This is a genomic window from Streptomyces boluensis (genome assembly GCF_009908195.1).
GTDB classification, from domain to species: domain Bacteria; phylum Actinomycetota; class Actinomycetes; order Streptomycetales; family Streptomycetaceae; genus Streptomyces; species Streptomyces boluensis.
Map to the genome: position 1 here is coordinate 1 of NZ_JAAAHS010000374.1, position 7,506 is coordinate 7,506.

The following is a 7,506-nucleotide window of genomic DNA, read 5'->3' on the forward strand; positions in this document are numbered from 1 at the left end:
TGGTGCGGGCCTCGGCCACGATGCGGTCGACGGGTTCCGTGCGGGACGGCGGATCGTCGACGTTGCCCGAGGCCTGGCCGGCGGCCAGGCCTGCGGCCGGCACGTCGCGGTCGGTGCGGCCGTCGACCGCGGAGGCCTACAGGGGCCTGCGGTCAAACGTTTGTTAGGCGGAAGGTAGGAAGGTAGCAGCGGTTCGCCCGCTGCGGGAGGTGTCTGCGCCGGGCGGGGACACGCGCCGCACACGTATGCGCGTGTCTGCGCCGGGCGGGGACACGCGCCGCACACGTATGCGGGGACACACGCGGCGCACGTAGCGGGGACCCACACCGCACACGTACCGGTCCCGAGTGCGGCGGACCACGGCTCTCGGGGTCTTTCCGTATTTCCGGCCGCGCGGCTTTCCCGGTGAGCGGGAATTGGCCCTCCTCGCTGAGCGGGCGGCCCGTTTAGCCTCCCGGCACATCCCGACGTACCGCAGAGGACCCTCATGCTCACCGACCACCAGAGGCAGCACGCGGCGGAGATCCTGCGCTCCGCCGAGCGGCGCCGTACCCCGGTCGCTCCGCTGATCGAGGCCTTCCCGGAGATCGACACCGAGGACGCCTACGAGATCCAGCTCATCAACATCCGGCAGCGCGTCGCCGACGGTGCCGAGGTGCGCGGGCACAAGGTCGGCCTGTCCTCCCCGGTGATGCAGCAGATGATGGGCGTGGACGAACCCGACTACGGCCATCTCCTCGCCGACATGGAACTGCGCCAGGACCGTGCCGTGCCCACCGCCGACTACTGCTACCCGCGCGTCGAGGTCGAGGTCGGCTTCGTCCTCGGCGACGACCTGCCGGGCACGGGCTGCACCGAGGCGGACGTGCTAGCTGCCACCGAACGCGTCGTCCCCGCACTGGAGTTGATCGACAGCCGGATCCGCGACTGGCGCATCTCCATCGCCGACACGATCGCGGACAACGCCTCCTCCGCCGGGTACGTCATCGGTGACGGCCGCGCCCCCCGCGAACTCGACCTCAAGGCGATCGACGCGACGCTCACCAGCGGTGGCGAGCTGCTCGCCGAAGGCCGCAGCGACGCCGTACTGGGCGACCCGACCAGCTCGGTCGCCTGGCTCGCCCGCACCGTCGCCCGCTTCGGTGTGCCGCTCAAGAAGGGCCAGCTCGTGCTGCCCGGCTCGTGCACCAGGGCCGTCGACGTGACCGCCGGACAGACCTTCACCGCCGACTTCGCCGGGCTGGGCCCGGTCTCCCTCTCGTTCACCTGAGGTGATCATGACCCGCAAGACCAAGGCGACCGCCGCCATCGTCGGTTCCGGCAACATCGGCACCGACCTGCTGTACAAGCTGCAGCGTTCCGAACTCGTCGAACCCCGCTGGATGATCGGCGTCGACCCGGACAGCGAGGGCCTCGCCCGCGCCCGCGCCGCCGGCCTGGAGACCTCCCACGAGGGCGTCGACCGGCTGCTCGACGGGGACGAGCTGCCCGACATCGTCTTCGAGGCCACCTCCGCGTATGTGCACCGGGCCAACGCGCCCCGCTACGCCGAGCTCGGCATCAAGGCCGTCGACCTCACCCCCGCGGCCGTCGGACCGGCCGTCGTACCCCCGGCCAACCTGGGCGAGCACCTGGACCAGCCCAACGTCAACATGATCACCTGCGGCGGCCAGGCCACCATTCCGATGGTGTACGCGGTCTCGCGGGTCGTCCCCGTGGCGTACGCGGAGATCGTCGCCTCGGTGGCCTCCGTGTCGGCGGGGCCCGGAACCCGCGCCAACATCGACGAGTTCACCCGCACCACCTCGCGCGGCATCGAGACCATCGGCGGCGCCGAGCGCGGCAAGGCGATCATCATCCTCAACCCGGCCGAGCCGCCCGTCATCATGCGCGACACCGTCTTCTGCGCCATCCCCGAGGACGCCGACCGGGACGCGATCACCCAGTCCGTGAAGGAGATCGCCGAGCAGGTCGCCTCGTACGTGCCCGGCTACCGGCTGCGCAGCGAGCCGCAGTTCGACGACCCGCGCCCCGAGAACGGCGGCATGGCGCGCGTCGCCATCTTCCTGGAGGTCGAGGGCGCGGGCGACTACCTGCCGCCGTACGCCGGAAACCTCGACATCATGACCGCCGCCGCCACCAAGGTCGGCGAGGAGTTCGCGAAGGGGATCCTGGCATGACGACCTACTCCGACACGCTCGACATCCGGATCACCGACTCCTCGCTGCGCGACGGTTCGCACGCCAAGCGGCACCAGTTCACCGGCGAGGACGTACGGTCCGTGGTCGCCGCGCTCGACGGCGCGGGCGTCCCCGTCATCGAGGTGACGCACGGCGACGGGCTCGGCGGCTCGTCGTTCAACTACGGCTTCTCGAAGACGCCGGAGCAGGAGCTCATCAAGATCGCGGTGGACACCGCGCGGCAGGCGAAGATCGCCTTCCTGATGCTGCCAGGGCTCGGCGTCAAGGACGACATCAGGGCCGCCCACGGCAACGGCGCGGGCATCTGCCGCATCGCCACCCACTGCACCGAGGCCGACATCGCCGTGCAGCACTTCGGGCTCGCCCGCGAAATGGGCCTGGAGACCGTCGGCTTCCTGATGATGGCCCACTCCACGACACCGGAGAAGCTCGCCGCACAGGGCCGCATCATGGCCGACGCGGGCTGCCAGTGCGTGTACGTGGTCGACTCCGCGGGCGCCATGGTCATGGACGACGTGACCGACCGAGTGGCCGCCCTGAAGGCCGAGTTGGGCGACGACGCGCAGATCGGCTTCCACGGGCACGAGAACCTCGCCCTCGGCACCGGCAACTCCATCGCCGCCATCAAGGCGGGCGCCCTGCAGATCGACGGCTCGACCCGCCGCCTCGGCGCCGGTGCGGGCAACACCGCCGTCGAAGCGCTTGTCGCGGTCTGCGCCAAGATGGGCATCCGCACCGGCATCGACGTACTGAAGATCATCGACGCGGCCGAGGACGTGGTCCGTCCGGTGATGGACGAGGAGTGCCGACTCGACCGGCTCGCCCTCCTGATGGGCCACGCCGGGGTCTACTCCAGCTTCCTCAAGCACGCCTACCGGCAGGCGGAGCGCTACGGCGTCTCGGGCGCCGACATCCTCCTCGAAGCCGGCGAGCGCCGCCTCGTCGGCGGCCAGGAGGACCAGCTCATCGACATCGCCGTCGCGCTCGCCGCCAAGAACTGAGCGCACCGCACCGTATCGAGTGGACACTGGAGGGACAGAGATGACTGTTCTCAACGACGAGGTCCGGGTCATCGAGGCCGGCCGGCCGCCGACCCGCTTCGCCCGTGGCTGGCACTGCCTCGGCCTCGCGGACAGCTTCAAGGACGGAAAGCCGCACGAGATCGAGGCGTTCGGCACCAAGCTGGTCGTATTCCAAGGGCAGCCGGCGGCGGGAGGAGGCGACGGAGCCCTGCACGTCCTGAACGCCTACTGCCCGCACATGGGCGGCAACCTCGCGCACGGCACCGTCAAGGGCGACGCGGTGGCTTGCCCGTTCCACGACTGGCGCTGGTCGGGCAACGGCCGCTGCGCCGGGATCCCGTACGCCCGCCGGGTGCCGCCTCGCGCCAAGACCCGCTCCTGGACCACCCTGGAGCGCAACCGGCAACTCTTCGTCTGGCACGACCCGCAGGGCAACCCGCCGCCGCCCGAGGTCACCATCCCCGAGATCGCGGGCATCCACGGACCCGAAGCGGGGGAGTGGAGCGACTGGAGCTGGAACACCCTCCGCGTCGAGGGCTCCAACTGCCGCGAGATCGTCGACAACGTCGTCGACATGGCGCACTTCTTCTACGTGCACTACTCGTTCCCCGAGTACTTCAAGAACGTCTTCGAGGGCCATGTCGCCACCCAGTACATGGAGAGCAGCCCGCGCGGCGACATGGACCTGGGCACGCTCAGCGCGGGCAACCTGCGCTCGGACGCCTCGTACTTCGGGCCCTCGTACATGATCGACTACCTGTACAGCGATGTCGGCGGCGGTCTGGAGCTGGAGATCGTCCTCATCAACTGCCACTACCCGATCGACGACAACAGCTTCCTCCTGCAGTACGGGGCGATCGTCAGGCAACTGCCCGGCATGAGCCCCGAGCAGGCCGCCGACACCGCCCGGCTCACCGCCGAGGGCGTCGCCACCGGCTTCGAGCAGGACGTCGAGATCTGGAAGAACAAGACCAGGATCGACAACCCCCTGCTCACCGAGGAGGACGGCCCGGTCTACCAACTCCGGCGCTGGTACGAGCAGTTCTACGTCGACACCGCCGACGTCAAGGACGAGATGGTCCGGCGGTTCGAGTTCGAGATCGACACCGAGCGGGCCAACCAGGCCTGGCGCGACGAGGTCGCCGACAACCTCGCCCGCCGCCAGGCCGAGGGGTCGGCCACGGAGACCGGAGCCTGACATGCAGCCCGTGGAGTGCGTGACCTGCGGCAATCAGGTCCTGTGTGAGAAGTTCAGCCCGGCCCACACCTCCGTGCAGTGGACGGCCGACGCGGCCGTCGTCTGCGCGGAGTTCCGGGCCCACGTCGCGGAGGGCGAGAGCAGTGCCCGGATCAGGACCTGCCGGGACCTGCGCTCCAGCATCCAACGCGCCGTCGCCGCAGGGGAGTTGGAGGTCACCGATGCCGGCTGAACCGACCGGCGGGGCGCGTACGCACCGGCTGCGCGTCACCGAGGTGATCGTCGAGAACGCGGACACGCACTCCCTGGTGCTGCAGGCGCCCCCGGACGCCACGGACCGCTTCGGCTACCGGCCGGGGCAGTTCCTCACCCTCAAACTGCCCGGCACGGACGGCGGTTGGGCCGCCCGCTGCTACTCCCTGTCCAGCTCGCCGCACACCGGTGAGCCCCTGAAGATCACCGTCAAACGCGTCATCGGCGGACGGTGCTCCAACTGGGTGTGCGACGAGGTCAGGGCCGGGGACGAGATCGAGGCACTGCCCCCGGCCGGTACGTTCACCCCGGACTCCCTCGACACCGACCTGCTGCTCGTCGCGGGCGGCAGCGGCATCACGCCCGTCCTGTCGATCGCCAAGTCGGCCCTGTCACAGGGCACGGGCAAGGTGGCGCTCCTGTACGCCAACCGCGACGACTCCTCGGTCGTCTTCCGCGACGAACTGTGGGGCCTGACCGAGGCGTACCCGGAACGCCTCGTGGTGATCCACTGGCTGGAGCTGCTGCTCGGCCTGCCCGGCGTGGACCGGCTCGCCGCCGTACTCGCCCCGTACGCGGACCGCGACGCCTACGTCTGCGGACCCGGCCCGATGATGGACGTCACCGAACAGGCACTGCGCAGCCTCGGCACGCCCGCCCGGCGGATCCACCGGGAGCGGTTCTTCTCGCTGAGCGGCGACGTGTTCGACGTACCGGCGCCGTCCGCTCCTGTGGCCGGTACGGACGAGGTGAGCGGCAGCGTGCGGGTCGAACTCGACGACGAGACCCACACGGTGCCCTGGCCGTCGGCCACACCGCTCCTCGACGCCCTGCTCGCCGGCGGCGTGGACGCCCCGTTCTCCTGCCGGGAGGGCTCCTGCGCGGCCTGCACCTGCCGGGTGGTGAGCGGTGAGGTGAAGCTGATCCGCAACGAGGTCCTCGACGAGCAGGACCTCGCGGACGGGTACATCCTGGCCTGCCAGGCCGTGCCCCTCACGGAGCGGGTCGAGGTCACGTACTCCTGAAGGGGGCGGGGCACGCGGACACGTGGAAGGGGCGGACCGGTTGCCGGTCCGCCCCTTCCGTATGCCCTTTCGTGAACCCTTCCGTATGCCCTTCCGGGCTCACTGCGTCACATAGCCGCCGTCCACCAGGAACTCCGCGCCCGTCGAGTAACCCGCCTCGTCCGACAGCAGATAGAGCACCATGTTCGCGACCTCCGCGGGCTGCGCCTCCCGCTTGATCGGCTGGTTCCGCGCCGACTCGTGCGAGCGCTCCGAGTTGGCCGTCATGTCGGTGGCCACGATCCCGGGGTGCACGGAGTTGACCCGGATGTTGTACGGCGCGAACTCCAGGGCCGCGCCCTTGGTCATGCCGCGCACGGCCCACTTGGAGGCCGTGTAGCTCAGGATGTTCGAGAACGCGACGATCCCGCAGACCGACGAGATGTTCACGATGGAGCCGCCGCCCGCGCCCCGCATCGATGCCAGCACCGACTTCATGCCGAGGAAGACACCCAGCTCGTTCACGTCGGTCACCCGCCGGAAGTCCGCCTCCGTCATGTCCTCGATGGAACAGCGGTGTACGAGACCCGCGTTGTTCACCAGACCCGTGACCGGTCCGAACACCGCCTCCGTACGGGCGACCGCCGACTTCCACGCCACCTCGGAGGAGACGTCGAGCTCGACGAACAGGGCGTTGTCCGCGCCGAGTTCGGCCGCGAGCCGCTCGCCCGGCTCGACGAGGATGTCTCCGATCACCACCTTCGCGCCCTCCGCGACGAGGCGGCGCACATGGGCCTCGCCCAGTCCGCGCGCCCCGCCGGTCACGAGGACCACCTTGCCGTCCGCCCGATCGCCCATTTCTCAGGACCTCCGTACTTGAGGTGTGCAGGTGACCGGGATCCTCGCAGCGGGCCCGGACGGTGGCACCGGGCGCTTCCCACTCACCGGGAAACGGCACTGCCGCCGGGGCACCGGTACGGGCAGGCTCGACGGACACCCGTGTCGACGGGACACGGGGCGAAGTCGCCACCCTTGCGCGAACCCGCAACCTGGAGAGTGCTGATGTCCGTCGATCTGGCAGGAAAGGTCGCGCTCGTCACCGGCGCGGCACGTGGCATGGGCGAGGCCGAGGCCCGCCTTTTTGTCGCATGCGGCGCGAAAGTCGTCCTCACCGACGTGCGCGAGGACGAGGGCCGGGCGGTCGCCGCCGCGCTCGGCCCGGACGCCCTGTTCGTACGGCACGACGTGACCGCCCCGGAGTCCTGGGAGTCCGCGGTGGCCACCGCCGTGGACGCGTTCGGCAAGCTCGACGTACTCGTCAACAACGCGGCCCTGTACAGCACTTCACCCATCGAGGACGAGGACCCGGCCCGCTTCGAGGCGCTGCTCCGGGTCGACCTGGTCGGCCCGTTCCTCGGCATCCGGGCGGCCGCGAAGGCACTGCGGGCGAGCGGTGGCGGGTCGATCGTCAACATCTCGTCGACGGCGGGCCTGCAGGGCATGTGGGGACACGGCGCGTACGGGGCGGCGAAGTGGGGGCTGCGCGGCCTCACCAAGACGGCCGCGCTCGAACTCGGCCCCGACGGCATCCGCGTCAACTCCGTCCACCCGGGCGCGATCGACACGGCGATGACCGCCCACATCGGCACCAAGGACCATCCGGGCGCGCCGCTCGGGCGGGTGGGGGAGCCGGAGGAGGTCGCCCGGCTCGTCGCGTTCCTCGCCTGCGACGACTCCTCGTATCTGTCCGGGGCCGAACTCGCCGTCGACGGCGGGGCGTCGGCGGGCCGGATGCCGGTGTTCGCGCAGCGGGGGGTGGAGGCGTGAAC

The 7,506-nt window shown here is 70.4% G+C and carries 8 protein-coding genes; 7 read left to right on the forward strand and 1 reads right to left on the reverse strand.

Translation table 11 applies throughout. The annotated features are described in order from the left end of the window. Positions 1 to 487 precede the first annotated feature (487 nt). From GUY60_RS31165 to GUY60_RS31190, 6 genes are read left to right on the forward strand one after another with little or no spacing between them, the layout of a single operon-like run. Positions 488 to 1,270 carry a 2-keto-4-pentenoate hydratase gene (locus GUY60_RS31165; RefSeq protein WP_161703910.1) on the forward strand — a complete coding sequence of 261 codons (783 nt, stop codon included), beginning with the start codon at positions 488 to 490 and terminating at the stop codon, positions 1,268 to 1,270. A 7-nt stretch (positions 1,271 to 1,277) separates the two neighbouring features. Beyond that, entirely contained in the window at positions 1,278 to 2,180 is a 903-nt protein-coding gene (locus tag GUY60_RS31170; protein ID WP_161703912.1) for an acetaldehyde dehydrogenase (acetylating), read from the forward strand. Continuing rightward, on the forward strand, positions 2,177 to 3,202 hold the full coding sequence (gene dmpG / locus GUY60_RS31175; RefSeq protein WP_161703914.1) for a 4-hydroxy-2-oxovalerate aldolase: 1,026 nt from the start codon (positions 2,177 to 2,179) through the stop codon (positions 3,200 to 3,202). Before GUY60_RS31170 ends, dmpG begins: the two co-directional genes overlap by 4 nt. 40 nt (positions 3,203 to 3,242) lie before the next feature. Beyond that, the gene (locus tag GUY60_RS31180; protein ID WP_161703916.1) at positions 3,243 to 4,421 is read left to right on the forward strand and encodes a 3-ketosteroid-9-alpha-monooxygenase, oxygenase component; all 1,179 of its coding nucleotides are present in this window, start codon (positions 3,243 to 3,245) and stop codon (positions 4,419 to 4,421) included. Between the two features lies 1 nt (position 4,422). Beyond that, complete coding sequence (locus GUY60_RS31185; RefSeq protein ID WP_161703918.1) at positions 4,423 to 4,653, forward strand: hypothetical protein; 231 nt, start codon at positions 4,423 to 4,425, stop codon at positions 4,651 to 4,653. Beyond that, positions 4,643 to 5,698 (forward strand): ferredoxin--NADP reductase, encoded by a 1,056-nt coding sequence (locus tag GUY60_RS31190; protein WP_161703920.1) that lies wholly within the window; start codon positions 4,643 to 4,645, stop codon positions 5,696 to 5,698. Before GUY60_RS31185 ends, GUY60_RS31190 begins: the two co-directional genes overlap by 11 nt. A 99-nt stretch (positions 5,699 to 5,797) precedes the next feature. On the opposite strand, the gene GUY60_RS31195 is transcribed toward GUY60_RS31190, so the two are convergent. After that, positions 5,798 to 6,535, reverse strand: coding sequence for a glucose 1-dehydrogenase (locus GUY60_RS31195; RefSeq protein WP_161703922.1), 738 nt, complete (start codon positions 6,533 to 6,535; stop codon positions 5,798 to 5,800). Between the two features lie 204 nt (positions 6,536 to 6,739). On the opposite strand from GUY60_RS31195, the gene GUY60_RS31200 reads away from it, so the two are divergent. Beyond that, the gene (locus GUY60_RS31200; protein WP_161703924.1) at positions 6,740 to 7,504 is read left to right on the forward strand and encodes an SDR family NAD(P)-dependent oxidoreductase; all 765 of its coding nucleotides are present in this window, start codon (positions 6,740 to 6,742) and stop codon (positions 7,502 to 7,504) included. Positions 7,505 to 7,506: the final 2 nt, after the last annotated feature.